Source organism: Clostridium sp. AF27-2AA (assembly GCF_003478505.1).
Lineage (GTDB): Bacteria > Bacillota > Clostridia > Lachnospirales > Lachnospiraceae > Brotaphodocola.
Genome location: NZ_QUFI01000027.1, coordinates 1 through 21,331, shown reverse-complemented (window position 1 = coordinate 21,331; position 21,331 = coordinate 1). Strand labels below are relative to the sequence as shown.

The window sequence follows — 21,331 nt, the reverse complement described above, 5'->3', positions numbered from 1 at the left end:
GTAATGATCAGCTGTATTTTTTTCCTGACCGCAATCTTTTTTCATTATTTTTAAGCTGCGGTTCCCTTCGATCCAGCCATTCTGCCAGCAGCTGCTCAAAACGGTCTGACCGGATACTTTCACAGGAACGACTCATAATATCAAACAGCGAACTCATTTCTGCTGTCTGAAAATCCATCAGACGATAGATTTCTTTTACCGTAGCTTCAGATATTTCATCCACAATGCTGTCTAACAACGTATAAGCAGAAAATGTATTGGCCAGCACACTGCCGTTTTCACTGTTTTTCGCCGCTTTCACCGCATTGGAAACACATTGCAGTACCGTGGGGGATTTCGCCTGCAGTTCCGCATAATAGGCACTCGCAAGATTACCCAGACGCCGCGTATTCGTCTCCAGCATAAACTGGCTGACCGGCTCTGCACACTCATTGATAAACATATTAAATTCCGTTGCAGGAGTAAACAGATCATCCAGGTTTTTCTGTACCCGGTCACATTCATCGTAAAACACAACATCTGCTGCTGCGACTGCCTCTTCCAGAAAAACCCTCTGCAGCTTTCCCACTCTGCCCATAACCAGGCCCGCGACGGTGGTAATCACCAGATTGCCAGTTAATGCCTCACGCTGCATGGCCGTGGCCGGACACTGTTCAAAATAAGGGCAGACATACCGCCGGTTTCCCTGTTCCAACTTCGTACAAGGTTCCTCGCCAAAGGATACCGCATTTTCATTTTTTGTATCCAGGCCGTCAATCAGACAGTTTGTCGTCAGATATCCTGATATTTCTTCATCCAGATAATCTTCCTCTTCTCCTATCAACTGGTTAATATATTTTACCCGTTCCGCCTTGCCGATCAGCGGGCTGCACTGGCAGCCCAAAGACCGAAAATACTGATACAACTGAAATACCTCTGCAACGGTATCCGTGACAATCACTGCCCGTTTTTTACGCTGATCCAGAATATATGCCAGAACCTTTAACAATGTGGTCTTACCGGCGCCAACCATGCCCACAATGTTCACTACACGATCCAATTCCAGCTGTTCTGCCATGCTTACGCTTCCATTTTTCACTGCCTTGATCACATTGGTTTTCAGAATCCTGGCACAGGGATCGCCCGGGCGTTTCTCCTGTATTTCTTCTGCGGCATCCAGGAGTTCTTCCATTGTAATTACAATCCTCTTCCGAGGTTCTCCTCCCCGCTTCACGTCACAGATCATTTCATCCAGTTCTTCATTCAGCGTAATATAGATCTGTTTTTCTTCATTATTTTTATTAAAATACCGGTATGTACCATGGGTTGCATACCGCTTATCCCTACTGCGGGAATATGACAGAATATAGCACAGATAATCCTTTTTACGTGCCGCATAGACAAGATTTCCCGTGTTCTTCTCGACAATCCGGTCCTCTGTGATGTCATATAACCGTATGCCCGCATACTCATCCTTTTTGTATTCTTTCAGCGTATCCTTCCACATCTTTTCAGAACGGAATTTTCTAAGACAGACACTGGCATTCTGGATGATATAATCCTCTGGAACATACTGCTTCTTTCCGATATTCTGGTACTTAGTAAATACAATATAGCCTTTATTGGCGTCCGCATCCTGTTTCCAGCGATTCACGATCATAAGCGCCATCTCAAATAAGACAAACTGTTCCAGTCTCAAAAAATGCTTCTTTTCATCGTAATATGGCTTCCATCTTTTTTTGATATCCTGCATCAGCGTTTCCCCCTTTCCCTGATTTCTTTTTTCAAATCATAAAGCCGGATACAGCGGGTCTGACGATCTCCCAGACGTGCCAGTTCCTGGTTAATGATCATCCTATAATCTGTTCTTGCCGCCGCATACTCATCCGGAATCACATAAAAACTCCGGTCATAAGTCCCGGATGGAAAACCACCATCCCGCGCCACATTCTCTTTCAGAAAATGCGGTTCTTTTACCGCTTTCGCGTCAATTGCCCACACCGTTCCGTCCGGAAACGTGATTTCAATATCATACCGGTCCATCTGCGGCCACAACACACTCTGAACCCCATGCTTCTCACAATACGCATAAATTTCCAGTTCCAGCTTTCCCGGAACCGCGATGTACTTCATCACACCACGCTTTAACCGCAGCATCCCGGCATTGCCGGAAATCACTTTCAGTTCCCCCGGAATATAAACTGCTTCACTGCAGGTACGGCTCTGGCACCGCATCCCGATCTTTTCTTTCTGCAGAGTCCAGCCGCACCTTGGGCAGACAAAACAATCTTTCTGAATCTCTTCATAGGCATTTTCAATTGCCTGCAGCGCAATGCTGTTCTTGGCATATCCCAGTTTTAATCCCCTCAGATCTTTTGCCGGAATAACCGGATGCTCAATCAAAAACTTTCTCAGATTCACATACGCATTCTGATCCAGTGACTTCAAACAGTCATAAACCGCTCTTTGCTCAATCCCGGCAATCACATCCTTTTCCACATACTCGATGTAATCCTCGCAATTGTCATTTACATGAAACGTATGAAAACCACTGTCCCCCACCAGTGCATCCATATAATAAAAACTCTGGTCTTCCAGCTTCAGGCTCTCCTTATTTTTCCATCCCTGAAACCATTCTGCCACCGGCCGCATGGCATACTCCGTAATAAAACTCTGCTCATGCATCTTTCCAAAATCAAACCCTTCCGGGTTGTACTTATAATTTAAACTCTGAAACAGATTAATTCCATGAATAAGACGCTTGCTGTAAAAATACTCCCCCTTCTTTTTCTGGCGTTCCTTCTCATATAAACCTGTAACAATCAGATCCATCGCTGTTTTCAATTTGATTAAATCTTCCATGTTTCCCCCAATTAATTTTCTATGAAATGAAAAAAAGTTCCCTGACACAAAGTCAAAGAACTTATACTAAAATGATATACGAAACCAGAGCATTGTAAAATGAATGCACCAATTCCGTTCAATCCATCGTATTCTATTACTCGTGTACATAAATCATCATAGACAATGTACGAGGGAAAGTCAATAGGGAATCTGTTATATTTCGTTGCTATTACCAGTGCCAATCACTTCCAGCAACTGCTGGATATTCTTTTTCCCGAATGTTACTTTGTCCTGATTGATAACCAGACACGGAACACTCATAACATTATATTTTTCTTTTAATTCCGGGAAATGTGCGATGTCATATACATCTGCGGTTACCAATGGATTCAGCGACGCAATTCTCTGGGCTGCCACGACAAGATCCGGGCACATGGTACAGGACAAGGATACCAGAATCTGCATTTGGACCTTATGACTGATTGCCTGGATTTTCTCTCTGATTTCAGGGGCAAGCGGCTGTCCCGATCCGGCCGCATTGTAGAGCCCCAGGATAAACGAAGTAAACTCATGGCCTCCGGGCACTCCATGAAAAGCCAGTCCGCAGCTTTGCCCGGACACATTCTTCACTTCCACATATGGAAGGAAGGAGGATGCATCCTCCGAAGCTTCTCTCTCACGCACAGTCAGCTTGTCCGTATATTTTGCCAGCTCCAGCATATAGCTTTTTAATTCCTGGCTTACCGGACGGGAATCCAGATGCAGGTCAAGCTGCAGCTTCCCGTCCATCCTGGAAAATACCACATTTAACTGATTTACAATGTCCTGTGAGAAGACACCCGCCAAAGCCTTTCCCGGCTTTTCTGGTTCTTTTTTCACCGGTTTTTCCGGATGAATCCCTGTTTTTTCCTGCATGGCTGCCGCATATTTTTCAAGGGCTGTGGCTGCTGTTGCTCCATCTCCAACTGCTGTTACGACCTGACGCAGGCTCTTCTGGCATACATCGCCCGCTGCATAAATTCCCGTACAGCTGGTCTGCTGATTTCGGTCAGTCTCCACATACCCGCCAGCGTCCAGACTTACCATATCTTTTACCAGGCCGGTATTGGGTGCGTAACCCGCAAACACAAATACGCCAAATGTGTCATTTTCCTTATGGAAAATACTAGTTTCTCCGGTTTGATTATTTCTGTAAGAGATTTTGCGCAGCAGGTGGTCACCTTCCACGCAGACAACCTCCGTATTAGTTAAAACCGTAATTTTCGGATGCTTTCTGGCTGTTTCCGCAACAGCCTCGGCGCAGGAAAAGTCATTTCCACGAACCAGTATGGTCACATGGCTTGCATACTTTGTCAGAAATACAGATTCCTCCGCAGCTGCAAAGCCACCTCCCACTACAAAAATTTCTTTCCCGCAGAAAAACTCTCCGTCACAGGTCGCGCAATAAGCAACTCCATGTCCTCGGAATTCTGCCTCTCCCGGAAAGCCTACCATTCTCGGATGGGCTCCCGTTGCAAGAAGTACTCCGAAGCACTGATACCGTCCCTTATCCGTCGTAATTTCCCATATCTGCGTTTCCGGCATCTCTTCCGCTTTTTTCAGTGTCAAAACCTCACCAAGCAAAAACTCTGCTCCGAAATTTTCAGCCTGTTCGCGCATGGTTTCTGTCAATTCTTTTCCGCTGGCTTTCTCAACCCCCGGATAATTTACAACTTCATCGGTGATTGTAATCTGGCCACCAAACTTTTCTTTTTCTACCACAAGAACACGATAGCACGCCCGCGCCAGATATAATGCAGCCGTCAATCCCGCCGGACCTCCGCCAACTACAATCACATCATAAAATTTTTCTTTTTCCATTAAAGCATACCAACCAGATCAAGGCTTGGTTTCAGGGTTTCTTCGCCCGGATGCCATTTTGCAGGACATACCTGATCTCCATGTTCCGCTACAAACTGGCTTGCCTGCAGACGGCGGAAAAGTTCATCCGCATTGCGTCCAACATTCCCCGCATTGACTTCATATACTACAATCTTTCCTTCCGGATTCACAATGAAGCTTCCTCTTTCTGCCATTCCGTCCGCTTCAATCAGCACTTCGAAATCCTTACACAGTGCATGGGTCGGGTCCGCAAGCATAGGATAGATAATCTTACCAATTCGCTCCGAAGAATCATGCCATGCCTTATGAACGAAATGAGAGTCCGTAGATACGGAAAAGATTTCGCATCCTGCTGCCTGAAACTCAGCGTATTTGTTCTGAAGATCTTCCAGCTCGGTAGGACATATAAAGGTAAAATCCGCCGGATAGAAGAAAAATACACTCCATTTCCCCAGAATATCTTCTTTGGTTACCGTTTTAAACTCCCCATTCTGATAAGCCTGAACCGAAAAATCACTTACTTCTTTGTTGATCATTGACATGTTAAAATCCCTCCTTCTGCAATAGCATTCCCTGGAATGCTATCATTTATATTGGTTAGCTATTGCTAACTCGAATATATCATGAACCCTTCCTCATGTCAACGGAACTTCTTATCATTTAGTGGAACTTTAGCATTCCACTTCCCGCCAGTGCCCTGGCCTAGAATGACTTCGTGCCTTCTTCAAAAGCAATCCAGATTTTTCCTTTTTCCATCTCTGCGATCACACCTTCTCCAAACTTCTTATGCTCCACGACCGTGCCAACTCCAAGCTGATCCAGGAAGTACTGATACGCTACATCGGAAATGGTTTTCGGCTGCTCCCGCTTTGCTTTGAGCTGGTTCACTGCGGTTGCTCTCTTTGGTATTTCCATTGGCTTTTTAGGAACCTTTCGCCCAAATAATTCATCGCAAAAATCCGAACTTTGCGGCTTCATGGTAAATACATTCAGCTGATTTTTTGCTCTTGTGATTCCTACGTAAAATAATCTCCGTTCTTCATCATAAGTTTCCAGTTCTTCTTTGGACGCCGACTTTGAATTCTGTAGAACCTAAGCCGGTAAAATCCCATCGATCACATCCAGCAGATATACTGCATCGTACTCCAGTCCTTTGCTGGCATGAATCGTAGACAAAACAAACGGACAACTGTAATCCTGCGGCTTTTCCTTTATGATCTGCTGAAGTTCACCCAGACGCTCCACCAGCCGGATCGGTGACTCCTCCATTGCGGCAAGCATCCTTAAGGTATCCAATTTCCTGGTCCGGTCAATATTGTTACATACTCCTGGTTTAATTTTTCCATGTAAGCTTCCTGCCAGTCGACAATCTTGCTTCGAAACAGCTTCCAATCCTTCTCTGAAAATCGATTCATTTTCTACAATACCTCTATCTTTTCATACTTCACTTTTGTATATGATTCTCTAATTCCAACATATACCTATCAAAATCCGACATAAATAATCTGTCCTGCACAATACGATATTTTTCAAATTCTGTTTCTGCCTTCGCTTTTGCGATCTCAGCAGTAATTTTTCCTGCGTCCTAAAGAATTTCTCTATCGTCTGCCATCAAAAATAAATCTAGACGTTTTGACCAGTCTTCCATTGTCATTGGAATATGTCGTTCTGCTCGATCCTCCGCTAAATCCAAATAAGCCGACACAATGCGTTCCAATGAACGCATTGTGACATCACTTTTTACAATTTTTCCTTCTGGTGCTGCCGCCCATGTTGTAAGGCCCATATGCGGCTTTTCTGCATCGGCCCGTTCGTAAATCAATTCTGCTGCCGTATGCCCATGTACTGCATAATGCATCTTATTCTGTACCTTTGCAAAAAACTGCTTTGTCGTTTTTGCGGTGCGATCATAATCAAGGGCTGTAGCATATATATCTGTTATCTTCTGGTAAAATCTGCGCTCGGACAAGCGGATTTCCCGAATCTGCTCAAGTAAACGATCAAAATACTCTGTCGTAAGCACGGAACCACCATTTTTCAGGCGTTCATCATCCATAACCCATCCTTTGATGGTGTAATCCTTTGCAATCTGGTTTACCCACTTTCGGAACTGTACAGCTCGCTCAGAATTCACCTTGAATCCAACTGCTATAATCATTTCCAATGAATAATGATTCGTACTGTAGCTTTTTCCATCCGCAGCAGTTATTCGAAATTTTCGAATAACTGAATTTTCCTGTAGCTCACTATCACCAAACACTTTTTTTATATGATAATTTATAGTATTTGTACCCACATTATATAATAGAGCCATCATCTTCTGTGTCAGCCAGATGTTCTCATCCTCATAACGCATTTCAATACTATCCTGCTGCTCTCCAACTGATGCAACATAAGTAAGATATTCTGCCGCACTGGAACGGATAGTGATTTCATTTTTCTTCTTTGTCAATCTAAATACCTCCTGCCAACAAGCCTATCTCGTCTCCCGATACCTCCTCCGATAATAATCCATCGCGCGATATTCAATAATATCCTTCATCTGCTCTTTCAACGCTTCATTCTCAACCCAGCTCTGCAATTCACTTCTCAGGGAAATCACATAGCCGCTCTTCTCCTCAAAAAATCCTTTTCCTGATTCCAGAAGGAAATGAACCGGCATCGAAATGATTTTCTTTAAATGGTCTTTATCCGACATTGCTTTATATTTTTCATAGGTTATCTGCTTGTCCAGATCTTTCCAGTTCCGGTTCTGATCGAAGAACTGTTTCCAGGCCTGCAGCAATTGCGGGGCCGTCAGATCGGTCTGGATATCACCGTCATTGTAAAATGCCATCAAGACAGGCATTTTATAGACCTTGGTCATGCTCGTTGTCTCCAGAACATTTAAGAATTCTTTTGCAATGCCCTGCAGCAACTCATTTTCTATTTCCGTAATCTCACCCAATGCATGCAAGAAACCGAGATAATCCCTGAAAATATTGTCTTTCGTATGCGACATGGCAAGCTGATAGACATCATCATCCATGTAGGTAAATAAATCCATGCGGGAAGGTCTTCTTCCCAGCTTTTCTTTTACCCGAAAATATTCCGCCTGAATCTGATCCCGGATTCTCAGCTGTCTTTTGTCCATCTCCGCAAACAGATCAATCAGCCGCATATCGAAATCGATCAGACAGTCATCTGGAATTCCTTCCCGGTCCGACGGGCGGTATGATATTGCCGTGGAACCAGCATTTCCAGTCAGGAATCTTCTCACATTTCCTGCCTTCTCATAGTTCCCGATAAAATCCAGCACGGTCAGATATTCCTTGCCGGCGCTGCGTCTTAAGCCCCGGCCAAGCTGCTGCAGAAATACAACCGGCGATTCCGTTGGCCGCAAAAACAGGACCATGTCCACGGATGGAATGTCCACGCCTTCATTAAACATATCCACCGAAAAAATCACCCGGATTTCGCCGGACTTCAGCTTTTCAATTGCGGCATTTCGCTCCTCTACATACGCTCCGGGCGCACCGCTGTAAACCGCAGCCGATGGGATTCCTCTTCTGCTGAATTCCATTGCCATTTCTTCCGCGTGCTCCCTGGTGGAGCAAAAGCCCAATGCTCTTTTCGATCCGTACTTATTGTAATATTTGTAAATCAGTTCATGCCGATGGACATTTCCCAGATACGTTTCATTCAATTCCTTTTCCGTATAATGGCCCTTTACCACATGCAATTTGGAATAATCAGTGTCATCGTAAATGCCGTAATAGCGGAACGGCACCAGTATGCCCTTGTTAATTGCCTCTCCCAATGAAATTTCATAGGGCACATTATAATCGCATATTTCGTATATATTGCGGCCATCCATCCGCTCCGGCGTGGCAGTCAGGCCCAACAGGAACTTCGGCTTAAAATAATTGACGATCTGAAGATACTGATTGTTTACTGCGTGATGAAATTCATCAATGACGATATAATCGAAATAATCTTTCGGAAAATACTTTTCTGTCAAATATTCTCTCTGCCCCAGTGTAGAAACAGACGCAAATATCACCGACTTGCCGGTCGTTTTTTCTTTTCCATGGAAAAATCCATAATCATTCGAATTTCTGACATTCCGGAAAGAAATCGCTGCCTGATTCAGAATCTCCTCCCGGTGCGCCACAAACAACACTCTCCGGTAATTCCTGGAATCAAAAGCGGCCAGATATGTCTTTCCAACCCCCGTAGCCGCCTGGACAATTCCCCGCAAAGCACCCTCTGCCCTGCTGTTTTCCAGCGCACAAAGCGCTTCAATCTGCGCTCCCCGCGGCTCAAACAGAAGTCTAACCTTTGTATCTTCCTCTTCTTCCACATTGTCATAACGATCCAGATCTTTGGAAGCCGCAGGCCTGTGCCAGGTTTTCGAATACCGCTTTAATTCTTTATCATCAATCACAATGGAATGATTCTGGAACAAATCTTCAAATGTACGATAAAATTTCTCGTAATTTTCAGGATCCCGGTGGCTGCTGAACCGGTAATTCCACTCAATCCCGGACGTCAGCGCACTGCGGGAAATATTGGAAGAACCTATGTAAATCTCGCTGTGATCTGCATAATGAAAGATATAAGATTTTGGATGAAAAGACCGATTCCTTTCATTATAAAATCGAAGATCCACAAGCTCTCCCAGCTCATGTTTAATCAGATACAATGCCGATGGCTGCGTAATGCCAAGATAATTTCCAGTCAGAATGCGGACCTTCGCTCCGCGCTTCATAGCCTTTTTCAGTTCTTCCAAAAGCATTTTCACACCGGATTCCATCAAAAAAGAGACAATGATATCGATGCGATCCGCCTTGCGCATGCTGTGGATCAGCTGATAATACAAATACCTTCTTTTGTCCCGGTCACCCGTCATGACATCGGTGTCATATCCTTCTAAAACCGCGTTGTCTAATGTTTTCGCAGCATTACATTCAGCCATTTTTCCTCGCCTCTTCCAGGTCTTACATCCGTTGTAATCCAGTATGTTTCCATCCTGATTTTCTCCAGATCCTTTATGAAATCCGTAAATGTTTCTATTGTAAAATCAGTAAAATATCTTCCGTTGCGCTCGCCCTCAAAATCTCCATATTTGAACGATGTGTAGATAATTCCATCATCACGCAGCGCATCCGCCATCTTCGATAATACCATATGCAATTCACTCTTCGGAAGATGTAAAATCGAAGAACAGGCCCAGATTCCATCATACTGATTCTGTGCATCCAAATCCTGAAACAGCATATTTTGAACCTGGATACCGGTAAATTCACTGGCATATCGGCACATCGTTTCCGATCCATCCACCGCAGTCACCTGAAGACCGGATTCTAAGAAATACTTTGTATCCCGGCCAGAGCCACAGCCAAAATCAAGGACTTTAGGACCATTCAGAGCGTGGATGAACTTGTCCTGGACGGGTTTGAAATTTACGGATACGGTGGTGGAGATGAAGGATTGGGCATGGTGGTTGTAGTAGTTGAGGGTTTTGTTTTTCATATTATACTTTTTTATAGTTTCCTTTCAATATCATGAAATGCTTTCAATGTCTCTTTCAATATCTCTTATTTCCCGTTTCATTATTTTCCTAAATTGAATTTCTACAAAACGTTCGTCTTTTCCTGTCAAATCCATTTGATATATGTCCGATAATATTTTTCTTCGCTCTTCTAATTTCAAATTATCCAAATTGGGAATATATTTAGTCGTATGTAAAGCTTTTTTTATCTCCCAATATACTCTTACAAATTTTTTTAAATGTAACTCTCCATCTAATTTATATCGTTTTAAAAGTTTCTGTACAACATCATCCAAATGAAACAATAAATTTACATCTGTAATTTGAGAATAGAAAAACATCCAACCGTATTTTTGCTTTTCAAGAATAAAACCTGTAATTTTTAAATTAAGTTTCCACTTCAAATATTCAATATTTTCTTTTTTTACTTCTCCAAACAAATCCTCCATGGACTGCTCAAGCTTTAATATGCTACTTTTCCGTACCGAAACCTTATCATGGCTAAGAGTGTATCCCAAGTATTCAAACGAGTCAAATATTTTTCCTTCATCCTTTTTTTCATTCAATTCCAAACCAAGTTCATCAATATCTTTAGCAATTTCTTTTTTTATTTCAAAAAACTTTTCCTCGTTTACCAAAATCAGAATATCATCTACGTATCTATAATAAGATATGCCATCCATATTCTGATACTTTTTATCGATACCTGACATATAAATATTAGCCAATGCATTAGAAATCGGCAAACCTTCCGGAATTCCTCTTAGTCTTTGTGTTTTTTCTATTTTTTCTTTTACGGGATATGATAAAGATTCTGTTTTTATAGCATTCCATATTAAAAGAAGTATTTCCTGCTTTCGTATCTTCTTTTTTAATATAGACATCAGTTTTTCCTGATCAATAGACGCATAAAATGACTTAATATCTAATTTTATAAAACAATCATAGAATGGCATCATTCGCACGATGTCATCTATGACCAATTGTGGCAATCTCGTTATGCACGAATTTGCATATACCCCTACCAACAACTCATTTAATACAGATGTCGCCAACTTATCCCTCATCGTTGGAACACATATTACTCTTGGGAATTTTGCTGGGCCTTTTGTAAACAACAGCTGTTTATACCTTGTAAATTGATAAGATCCATTTAAAGCTTTACGTATGATAATTTCAAAATTTTCATCTAAAGTCTCTTCAAATTTCTTTGGCGAAACTTTATCCAATCCTATCGAAGGCTTATTCTTTATTTTTTCCTCATACCGCGCTTTAAGATGTTTCTTTGTAAATAACTTTTTCCACAAGTACGATGCTTGCATTTATATCTCCTCACATATCATGTATAAGGCTAATGGCAAAATTATAATGCAACTTTTTAATAAAAACCTCCATAACACATTCCAATAGTATTTACAACAAACGCTATGCCATCTTTTCTCGTGATACTCGCCCGAACTTCCATGAACTGTTGCATAATAATCAAAAGATATATGGTTGCTACTTGAATCCAATAAGTCGCAATACTTCATATATATTTTTCTAATTGACTCCTGATCATTTTCATCTACATGTTCTAAATCAAATTCTAACCGTTGTAATTCCGTATAATTTTTCCTATACTCTCGAGCATGTTCCAAATATTTTTGTCCATTTAAATACAAAATAACAATAAGTAATGATATTGACATAAGAACCGTCAAAAGACTTAATTTCTCATCACCATTTTTCTCATTACCATTTAACAATGTAAGTATAGAAAATATAATCGTCAAACATGAATAATAAATATTGATTGCTTGAAAAAATGATTCTTTATTTATCAATCTTTTTTCAGCATTAACCCTTGATACTCTAGTTGTCCATATCTGATTTGCCAATGTTTTATTTTTTTCCATTTTATCCTCACGTATGTATTAGGGCCTGAATACTCAACACATAACCTTCATTAGAAAGCCTATAGAAATAAATTCCTACGAATTATTAATTACATTATCTCCATACCGGAAATCATAACTTACGTTATAGGCCCTAATACAAATATATTTTACCACAGTTCTGTCGGCTTCTCAATTATTCGAATATGATATTGCCCTTCGCACCTTTTCCACCACAATCACATCCGCCGGCAACCACTCCACAGAGTCCAGTTCTTCCTTCGTCAACCACTTCGCAGCCTCATGCTCCCGAAGCACCAAATCTCCAGAAACCACATCAGCCCAAAAGCAATCCATAGAAAGATGGAATGTGGGATAATCATATTCCACTGTGACAATTGGCTCTCCCACTGAAATCTCTGTATCCAACTCTTCGCGGATTTCACGTTTCAATGCTTCCTGCGGTGTCTCTTCGGCCTCAATCTTTCCTCCGGGAAATTCCCAACCATCTTTGAATTCACCGTACCCACGCTGAGTTGCAAAAATAATTGGCTCTCCATTTTCTTTTTCCGCTTTGATTACTGCCGCTACTACTCTTACTGTCTTCATTTTGTTCCTCGATTTTCTATATTGCTAAATATAAGCCTTATTCATTTACAATGTATTCATACAAATCTTCGCGTACTGGAACATCCAGCAGCCATTCGATTTCTACCGCTGTCTTATCTGTGTTTGGCATCGTAAATTCCTTTGTTCGGCCGCTTGCTTTCATATATCCCAGATAGTAGAATTCCTTGGAAATTTTATCGTCCTTATTCTTTCTCACAAATAAATGGACCTGAATTCCGCGTTCCTCTGCATGCAGGAAGTTCTGTACATCTTCTGATGATACGCTTCTGCCTGATTTTGAAATTGCTATCAAGCTGCTACTACTGGTGAAATGATCCTCATACTTTGTGGTATCGCTGATATCCTCCGATTTATCATAGTTTATGAATACCGGAAATGTTTTCGTTTTCTTGTCGTACTTATAACCACCAATATTTAATGGTACTTCATTGTTTTCCCAATTCAAAAGGCGGCAAACATCCTCATAGGTATATTTCTGATACAGCACAAAGTCTGTTTTTCGATATGTATTGGAATAATCCCGTTCATTTCGGCTTATTCCAAAATCCACCAGCTCTCTCATGATTTCATAAAAATCCTGATTTTTCAGCATTCTGGTAAATGATTCTGAAACATGATAATCAGCTTCTGCTCCATCTTCTTTTTCAATCAGCACACATTCTGCATAAGTTTTCTTGCTGGCACCAGCCGGAAATTCATTTGTCATAATGTTGATGATATTCTTTTTCTGATCTTCACTAAGCTGAATGCCATATTCCTTCTGCAGTTCCTGCCGTAATCCTGAAAACAAATGGTAGCCCTGAACATAAGTCAGCATTCGTTTTAACAACTTTAATTCCTGAATTCGCTTTCCGCTTGCCAGCTTTTTAGAAACAAACTCCACTACTTTTTCCTCTTCCGCCGACAAACGCACCTTATATTCTTTTTCATATTTCACCAGGAATTTATAATAAGAACCCAAACTGCCATTATCAAAAATTCGCAGGACATCCATTTCTCCGTAATCATCGAAATCACGCAACCTCGGAATACGCCCAAGCTTATTTTTCAGGTTCGTATAATTTTCTTTGATTAATTTAATATCGCTGAAATTAGCATTATCCACTGCTGCAAAAATCCGTTTTCTACTGATTTCATCAAAATGAATGGTACTGGCCCCTGGAATCACCCGACCGCCTTCCATCAAATATCTGCGAATGTTGTCTTTGTTGTAACTGCGATCTCCAGAAAGGGCAATCGGAATCATGAAGTTATTTTTATAATTTCCAATAAAATCCAAAATCACCACATATTCTTTTCCTTCTGCTTTACGCACTCCGCGCCCCAACTGCTGGATAAATACAATCGGAGACTGCGTCGGACGCAACATGATCACCTGATTCACCTCGACAATATCCGTACCTTCAGAGAAAATATCGACCGTCAATATGTAATCCAAATAATCATCCTCAGATGATTGTACATCCATGGTTAATCGTTCAATAGCCTCTGCGCGAGCTTCTTCCGAATCAGCTCCACTTAAAGCAATGGTTCGAAGCCCCTGCTCATTAAACTTTGCAGATAACTCTCTTGCTTCCTCAATTCTGCTACAAAAGATCAATCCCTTTACCCGATCACCAGAATAGCCAAAATAAGATGCCTGCTGCATCAAATATTTCACACGTTCATCGCTGGTCAGATAACGGAACTGTTCCAACTGCTCCTCTTTCGCTCCACCTTCATCCGTAATCATAGACAGGTCCGTGATTCCGAAATAATGGAATGGACATAACAAGTCCTCTTCCATCGCCTGCTGCAATCGAATTTCATAGGCAATATTATGATCAAAAATCTCATAAATATTGCGACCCTCAATATTATCATCACGCTTGTCCGGCGTTGCCGTCATGCCCAAAGTAAACTGAGGTGTGAAATAATCCATCACCTTCTTATAGCTTCCAGCACTGGTATGGTGCGCCTCATCATAAATACACGCATCAAAATAATCTTTCGCAAAACGCTGCAAATTTTCCTGTTTACTCAATGTCTGCACCGTTGCGAATACAAAATCTGCGTTATAATCACGATTATTTCCAGAAACCAAACCAGTTTTTACACGACTTCCAAAAACACGTTCGAAAGATGCCTTCGCCTGACGCGCAATCTGATTGCGATGCACCAAAAACAGGACTCTCTTAAATCCCAATTCACGCATCGCAAATGCAGAAGCATACGTCTTACCAGTTCCTGTTGCAGAAATCAAAAGAGCCTTGTCCATACCTCGTTTCCGCAATTCCAACAAATTATAAATAAACGCTCTCTGCATAGAATTCGGCTGTAATGTATATGCCTCAACCGATGGAATAGCCTCCTGCTTTGCAATCCGTTTCTGCTCCGCAACCAGCTTTTGGAATAGCTGCTTTTCCTCGTATTGTTTACGATACTCCTCAATGAAGTCTGAATAACATTTCGTATATTTTTTCTCATTCCACAGCCGTTCAAATTCACCCAATACAGACTGAATCATTTCTCCCTGCTTCGTAGAAACGAGTTTCGTATTCCATTCCATATTTCTGGTCAGCGCGTCCTGGGTTAAATTAGAACTTCCAATAATAAATCGATATTCCTCAGATTTCTGGAAAATATATCCCTTCGTATGAAATCCGTTTCCAGCACACTCCGTCTGGTACATACGCAACTCAATATTAGAAAGGCTCGCTAACGTATCCAATGCTTCCGGATCGCTGAAGCATAAATAATCCGTGGTTAAAATCCGCCCGGGAATGTGTTTCCGTTCCAGTTCATTAAATGTCTGCAATAACGGTGTAATACCGCTCCGCGTGATGAAGGCCACGCTGATGGCAAAGCTGTCGCAACGGAGTAGCTCTTCTTCGATGGAAGAAAAAACTTTCTGGCCGTTTTTGTTGTCGTTGTAGATGAATTGTGGACGGTAGGCTAGGTTGGATTGAAATGTTTGATTTATAAACGCGGTACTAAAACCATTTTGTAAATCTATGATTCTATCATCTGCCATGCAATTACCTTTCTCTTTCAATAGAAGCTTCCTTTTCTTTGTAATAAATCTTAACTCTAAAATTCTCAAGGCTTTCTTCTATATCATCAAATTGCTTCTGATAGACGCGTATACTATCAAAAACATCTTGTTTCGTTTTTTCTTCCATAAACAAAGATTTGCTAACTTCCAGTGCTTTTTGGGCACACACAGCAAAGTTTCCCTTACCATTTTTGTAAAGATTAAAATGATAAGCTTCTTCAAGTATTTTTTGTTTTAATAAACGCAACTTATTAAATATTTCGTTATATGCTTTTGATCGAATACTATTATTTGCAAATATAAAATTCATATTTCCATAAGCACTGTCCAATTCAGACAAACTAACTTTAGAAAGTTCTATGTAATTATCAATTGCTCCATTAATCATCTTTTCATAATTATCCATTCTTGAAATATACGTTTTATTTAAAATCTCATTAATATCATCTTTATCAGCAAACATCCTAAATTCATGTACTTTCATCCATTCGATATATTCTGTCTGATGATCATGTGATTCCTCTGGTCTAAATAAAATAGACATTCCCTGTGGCAGTTGCTCCGTAATCTTATTATAATGATATTCAATAATACATTTCATTGCAAGTTCCTGTGGTTCATCAAAATGAATACATTTAGCCTCTCGAAATTGCATAAGAACACGTCCGGCCTCTAATCAAAATTGCTCCATTGCATTTTTCCGTTCCGAAAAATATTCAACTAATGACATTACAAATCCTAACAAGGCACTACCAAAAACTGCAAGCGCAATGTCATATCCAATATTATTTTCAAGACAGTACAATTTAAATATGACTATAAAAATAATTACTTCTATCGTACAAACAAAAGTTACAATGGTAACCCATTTCTTTGCTGCCATCCTTAAAGCATCCTTTCTATACAAATACTGTTTCAACACAATCTCTGTTCAAATCCTGTTTATATATTCTTGCAAACCGTATAACTTGCAATCTTTCCCCAATTTCAAGCATTTCGAATGCAGGCCCTTCGCCTGCTCAATTTCTGAATTTAACATTCTAGTCTTGTTTGATCAATTCATTTTTCCGGTTTGGAGGATTAGAAAAAGAACTCTTTGAATGACTTTTTTAGTAATTCATCTATATTTTTCTCATATCTATGATATCAATTACCATGATATCTTCTTCCTCAACCTTGTATATAAGTCTCAAATATCTATTAACTCTATATGAAAAAACATTATTTTCCCCAGCAATTTTCTGAATTTTTCCGCTTAAAGAAAGCCATATTAAATTTCCTTCTTCTAGTCTTTGCAAAGCATCATACAAACTTTTTGCTTCTGTTTTATTAAATTTTTTTACTTTCTGTGACAATCCATTTATAGTCTTTATCTGCATAGTTATTCCCCATTCTTCAACTTCCGTAACTCTCTAATTAATTTCGTTGTTTCATTTACAGAACTAAAATCATGATTCTTTGCATCTTTTTCCACTAATTCCAGAAGATTTATCTCACTTTTTTCATATGCTTTTTTAATATTTTCGCTTTCCTCTTTTCCTTTCTCGCTGTAGAAGATTAAAATATTATATCCTATAAATACAAATGCCCAAATTTTAAAACCTTTATTGTGAAATAATAATCTCCAATCAAACATATTATTTTCTGTCGTTTCATAAACCATTATATTTCCAACAAATAGATTGCAAAACTGAATAACAAGCAAAATAGCATCAACCAAGACCTTATTTTTCAAGATTTTCATCTGTACATTATTCTCCAACATTTTTCTTTTATCCTATCATGAAAGCCAATAAAAAGAAAGCACTCAACTTACAAGAGGTGCTTCCTAAAAAGATTATAATATATCAACTTCAGTCAGTATAATCATACGCATTTTATTTCCGATCAACTAGCTATCATCTACCAAATACATCTTAATGATAGTACGTAAATTTTTACTCCACTTTTTATGCTGGAAAGTAGAAATTTACTCTACATGAAGGATTCATTATGAGTTGTAAACGTGCTTCAAAACATTCCCCTAATGAATAGATGGAACATAAAAGCAGTGTTTTCTCTTGTATTTTCGACGTCTTCAAACCTGCTGAAATCACCATTTTTCTGGGTTTTTCAACTGCTTTGATATAATAAAGGTACCAAAAACAGGATGAAAAAACTGTGGCAGACAATTCCAAGAATCTCCTGCTTCGTAGTCTGAAAGATATAATCACTAATTTGAAACAGATGATAAAAACGCTTAAGGCAACTGTCGATGCTGCCAATAAACGGGAAGCCTCAAGGAAATCCGGCCACCGAGAGGTGACCGGTTTTTTATATCAATAACAAAATTTAAAGCGTTTACCAATTATCTCGACCTACACTGCGTCCTTTTTACATTAAATATTTTAAGAATTGTTCTGTTGTCATTTTTGTTGGCATTTTTTGAATAAGAGAAAAAATTTTTGTAATCCGGTTAAATTCTTCACTTCTCGCTTTCTGAATTCTATCCAAAGGCACTTTTAATAGAATCGCCCATATAAAATAGTAATTTTGGTCTGACTTATATTGTGTACCTTTTCTTGAATGATTAAATAAATCACGTAGTTTCTCCGTATCATTATCTATCAACATTAAAATTTTTTCAGCAAACAATTCAACATTATCAAGTGATCTAAGGAATGCACTAGGATTATTATTTGATAATTCACTCAACGTCTTTGTAACATTGTCTTTACTCATAATCCTTGCACACATTCTGTCATTGCGCTTATAAATATTCAAAACATTTACTATTTCTGTTTGCGGTTGCCCCATTCTGTAATCAAGATATGCTAATGAAGTTATTAGTTCTTCTAATTTCATTCGCGTATCTCTAGCTTTAAAAACTCTTTTTTCATATTTTTCTGCTATACTTTTTACCTTAATAACTATATCTTTATCAATATATGCATTCCACATTTCAAAAGTATTCTCTTTGATTGGATACGGTTTTGTATTTAATCTTAAGAACAGATCAATTTGACTAAAATCTGGATTCTGTTCTGCATCAATTTCTATTATGTCCATAGGAAATTCTAAAATCTTTTCTTCAAATTTATCCCCCACTGTATCTATCGTTTTTCCATCTAATTCAGAAAGTATTTTTAATTTAGAAAGTTTAAATTTATCTTTATCAGAACATGCTACATTTCCCCGCTCATCTATATATGTCTTTCCTAAAAAACCTAAAATTGCTAATAGACGCTGTTGTCCATCCACTACTTCTTTTATTTTTTCTTTACGTTTATAGATAAAAAGCGGTGGTATATTGATACCAAGCAAAATACTTTCTAATAAATACGACGCTTTTTGAATATTTTTTACTTCGGATCTCTGATAATCCGGTCTTAACATAAACCTAGATTTCTTCATATCTAAAATGATATCTTCAATTGTTAATGTTTCAGGTAACGGTTTATTTATCTTATAATGAGCTATTTCTTCCCTTTCATTGCTTGACTCCATCATATGAGAAAAAGCCTCTGAGTCCTTCATGTATTTTTCAAAATCAATTTTAAAAACAAGATTAAAAATATTAGCAATAAAATTATACCTATTATTAATTGCAGAATAATAATGGCTTCCTGTTGCTTCAAAAATATTTTCCACATTCTTCTGTGGATTATTTATTACATGTTCCCATAACTTTTTGCACTTTGACGCATTAGAAATATAAGAAAAAATGGACGTAATATTATTGTCATTAATAGATTGACCGTTCTTTAACGTAATATCAATTGCCCAATATAATACCTCATAAAATAATTTATTATTGCACAGACTACTTTCTTTTTCTTTTCCAATTGCATTAAATTTCACTAATAATTTTATTACAGTGTCAAAGTTGTTTATTATTTCTTTTTCATCTTTATTTACAACAATTGAATAGTAATATTTACATACAATATCCTCTTTGGAACTCCCTTTTGCATAACTATATATAGGAATCAAAGGTAATGTAATTAATGTCCTCACACGAGATACAATTATATTAACTTTATCACGTTTATTTGATTTTTTCTTGCTTTTAGGAAGAACAATTTCACATAAAAAATCATACAATTTTTTATCTACATATATTTTATCATATAATATATTTGTTAAATGATCTTTTATATACATTGCTCTGGAAATATCATATTTTTGTAATGGTGTAATTCCCGAATTATATCTCCTAAAAATCTCCTTTTTTATTTTTTCCTCCTTTTCTTCATCTAATTTAGGTTCGTCAACCACACTAAATTGTAAAATTCTGATTCTTGTATTCTCAAATAGCTCTCTGGTTTCCTCATCTAACTGACTATACTTTTTACCAGAAAGTATTTTCAAACTATGTAAACCTTTTTCTTTCAAGACAAGCTTATCACCTAAAAAACGTTCTATTGTTTCATAACGCTGTCTACCATCTATAACTTCATTTTTATCTTTGGTTTGGAATAATACAAGCGGCGGTATTTCAGTTCCAAGTAAAATACTTTCTATAAAGTACGTGGCTTTTTCTTCGTCCCATACGTAATTTCTTTGAAAATAAGGCTTATAATTTATCTTCCCTGCATATCGCTGATTTAAAAAAATGGAAGATACTTTTTTTACAATATTATCAATTTTTAATTTTTCTCTAAAAATATCCGTAATATCCGAATAATCCAATTGTATATTAGACATCTGTTTTCCTCCTAAAATATTAGTCTAAATTTATTCGTTCTTCTAATTTTTTGCTTTCAAACCCTTCTACAGAACTAGAAACTATCGATCCTTGGAAGAAAAACTCGTTATTATAATTTTGCCGCATTTTTATCAATCCATCCAACGCAAATCTAAATACATATTGCCATGACAAATTCTCAAATGAAGAAACTATTTGATGTAAACCCGGAAGCCATTCATAAATATATCTGCATTCATCATATACCGTCACATCGGTATACATTTTTGTTGTTTTTGCTGTATATGAATAACGGAAATTACATTTCACATTACTATGCATAGGATATGCCAATTGATTTATAATAACATCAAAAAATAAATTACTATGAGGTTTATCTAAAAATCGATATAAGTTTTTGTCAAAATAACTCTTTATATTTCGTACGTCGTCTTTCAAAGTTATGTTACCACTTCTTAACAGCAAAGTTATTTTAACACCCTTAATTAAACCATCATAATCTGTTAATTCACCTAAAAAACATTTACTTTTCTCTCCCAGCAACCCCTTTTTATTGTACATATCTATCATTATAAAGTATCTTGCCAAAGAATTTCCTTTTGCCATTTCGAAATATTCAGCATTAGAATGCTGATCAATGTTAGATAAATCAAATAATTGACTTATGTAAGAATTTTTTGCAATGCGTTCCAATGGTACAATAACCGCTGGAATATCCCGTAAAACCGCCGATATAAACTCTCCATAATATAACTCAAAACGCTTTTTTACATCATCTAAAATAATATTATAATTTTTATTTTCTATCTTGTTACTTTCAAATTTAACGTAAGCGCTTAAATTTCAGCCGTTGATATAAAAATTCC

At 38.4% G+C, this 21,331-nt stretch carries 17 protein-coding genes and 2 pseudogenes; all 19 read right to left on the bottom strand.

Annotation, left to right across the window (positions count from 1 at the left end):
- Positions 1-7: 7 nt before the first annotated feature.
- Positions 8-1,732 carry a GTP-binding protein gene (locus tag DWY84_RS13310; RefSeq protein WP_118533858.1) on the bottom strand — a complete coding sequence of 575 codons (1,725 nt, stop codon included), beginning with the start codon at positions 1,730-1,732 and terminating at the stop codon, positions 8-10.
- Positions 1,732-2,841 (bottom strand): hypothetical protein, encoded by a 1,110-nt coding sequence (locus DWY84_RS13305; RefSeq protein WP_118533857.1) that lies wholly within the window; start codon positions 2,839-2,841, stop codon positions 1,732-1,734. Before DWY84_RS13305 ends, DWY84_RS13310 begins: the two co-directional genes overlap by 1 nt.
- A gap of 195 nt (positions 2,842-3,036) precedes the next feature.
- On the bottom strand, positions 3,037-4,683 hold the full coding sequence (locus DWY84_RS13300) for an FAD-dependent oxidoreductase (protein WP_118533856.1): 1,647 nt from the start codon (positions 4,681-4,683) through the stop codon (positions 3,037-3,039).
- Entirely contained in the window at positions 4,683-5,246 is a 564-nt protein-coding gene (ahpC, locus tag DWY84_RS13295) for an alkyl hydroperoxide reductase subunit C (protein WP_118533855.1), read from the bottom strand. Before ahpC ends, DWY84_RS13300 begins: the two co-directional genes overlap by 1 nt.
- A 160-nt stretch (positions 5,247-5,406) precedes the next feature.
- Positions 5,407-5,592, bottom strand: coding sequence for a hypothetical protein (locus tag DWY84_RS17805; protein WP_243024864.1), 186 nt, complete (start codon positions 5,590-5,592; stop codon positions 5,407-5,409).
- A 105-nt stretch (positions 5,593-5,697) separates the two neighbouring features.
- A pseudogene (locus tag DWY84_RS13285) lies at positions 5,698-5,973 on the bottom strand (3'-5' exonuclease); the annotation flags it as partial.
- A 175-nt stretch (positions 5,974-6,148) separates the two neighbouring features.
- A pseudogene (locus tag DWY84_RS13275) lies at positions 6,149-7,156 on the bottom strand (virulence RhuM family protein).
- Between the two features lie 24 nt (positions 7,157-7,180).
- Positions 7,181-9,661, bottom strand: a complete 2,481-nt coding sequence (locus tag DWY84_RS13270; protein ID WP_118533853.1) for a DEAD/DEAH box helicase family protein — start codon at positions 9,659-9,661, stop codon at positions 7,181-7,183.
- Positions 9,631-10,218, bottom strand: coding sequence for a class I SAM-dependent methyltransferase (locus DWY84_RS13265; RefSeq protein WP_118533852.1), 588 nt, complete (start codon positions 10,216-10,218; stop codon positions 9,631-9,633). Before DWY84_RS13265 ends, DWY84_RS13270 begins: the two co-directional genes overlap by 31 nt.
- A gap of 30 nt (positions 10,219-10,248) precedes the next feature.
- Positions 10,249-11,559, bottom strand: a complete 1,311-nt coding sequence (locus DWY84_RS13260) for a reverse transcriptase/maturase family protein (RefSeq protein WP_118533851.1) — start codon at positions 11,557-11,559, stop codon at positions 10,249-10,251.
- Positions 11,560-12,135, bottom strand: a complete 576-nt coding sequence (locus tag DWY84_RS13255) for an SLATT domain-containing protein (RefSeq protein WP_118533850.1) — start codon at positions 12,133-12,135, stop codon at positions 11,560-11,562.
- 171 nt (positions 12,136-12,306) lie between these two features.
- Positions 12,307-12,723 (bottom strand): (deoxy)nucleoside triphosphate pyrophosphohydrolase, encoded by a 417-nt coding sequence (locus DWY84_RS13250; RefSeq protein WP_118533849.1) that lies wholly within the window; start codon positions 12,721-12,723, stop codon positions 12,307-12,309.
- Positions 12,724-12,760: 37 nt separating this feature from the next.
- Positions 12,761-15,757 carry a DEAD/DEAH box helicase gene (locus DWY84_RS13245; protein ID WP_118533876.1) on the bottom strand — a complete coding sequence of 999 codons (2,997 nt, stop codon included), beginning with the start codon at positions 15,755-15,757 and terminating at the stop codon, positions 12,761-12,763.
- A gap of 4 nt (positions 15,758-15,761) precedes the next feature.
- Positions 15,762-16,433, bottom strand: coding sequence for a hypothetical protein (locus tag DWY84_RS13240; protein ID WP_118533848.1), 672 nt, complete (start codon positions 16,431-16,433; stop codon positions 15,762-15,764).
- A 21-nt stretch (positions 16,434-16,454) separates the two neighbouring features.
- Positions 16,455-16,661, bottom strand: coding sequence for a hypothetical protein (locus DWY84_RS13235; protein WP_118533847.1), 207 nt, complete (start codon positions 16,659-16,661; stop codon positions 16,455-16,457).
- A 238-nt stretch (positions 16,662-16,899) separates the two neighbouring features.
- A complete protein-coding gene (locus DWY84_RS13230; RefSeq protein ID WP_118533846.1) occupies positions 16,900-17,157 on the bottom strand; it encodes a hypothetical protein in 258 nt (85 codons plus the stop codon).
- Positions 17,158-17,159: 2 nt separating this feature from the next.
- Positions 17,160-17,522, bottom strand: a complete 363-nt coding sequence (locus DWY84_RS13225) for a hypothetical protein (protein ID WP_147354298.1) — start codon at positions 17,520-17,522, stop codon at positions 17,160-17,162.
- A 629-nt stretch (positions 17,523-18,151) separates the two neighbouring features.
- A complete protein-coding gene (locus DWY84_RS13220; RefSeq protein WP_118533844.1) occupies positions 18,152-20,464 on the bottom strand; it encodes a DUF262 domain-containing protein in 2,313 nt (770 codons plus the stop codon).
- 19 nt (positions 20,465-20,483) lie between these two features.
- Entirely contained in the window at positions 20,484-21,158 is a 675-nt protein-coding gene (locus tag DWY84_RS13215; protein WP_147354297.1) for a hypothetical protein, read from the bottom strand.
- Between the last annotated feature and the right edge of the window lie 173 nt (positions 21,159-21,331).